This window comes from Streptomyces sp. SID3343 (genome assembly GCF_009865215.1).
In the GTDB taxonomy this organism is placed as follows: Bacteria; Actinomycetota; Actinomycetes; order Streptomycetales; family Streptomycetaceae; genus Embleya.
Genome location: NZ_WWJX01001236.1, coordinates 1 through 372 on the forward strand (window position 1 = coordinate 1; position 372 = coordinate 372).

At 72.8% G+C, this 372-nt stretch carries 1 pseudogene; it reads left to right on the forward strand.

Features of this window, described 5'->3' with window-relative positions:
- Positions 1-53: 53 nt before the first annotated feature.
- Positions 54-372 (forward strand): annotated as a pseudogene (locus tag GT354_RS38595) (hypothetical protein); the annotation flags it as partial.

Genomic DNA, 372 nt, shown 5'->3' on the forward strand with positions numbered 1-372 from the left:
GGCGTCGAGTTAGGTTAGCCTAACCTGAGTTCGATCTCAGGAGGTCTCGACCGATGCCCGACTTCACGTCCGTCTCCGCGCCGACATCCGAGCAGGGCGCCGCGCCGGATCCGGGTGCGAACACCGCGCCGATCCCCGCCCGGGCCACCGAGCGCGACGCCGGGAACGGCGCCGCCGGACAGGGCGAGACCGAGGCCGCCCACGCGGCGGTGGTGGCCGAGCACCATGAGACGGCCATGGAGGCACTCGCCCTGGTCGGTGCCCACCTGCACTCCGGGGGCCGGTTCGCCGACGTGGGGTGCGGCACCGGTGAGGTCGCGGCAGCCATGGCCGAGCGGCACTTCAAGGTGTCGGCCACTGACGGATCGCCGG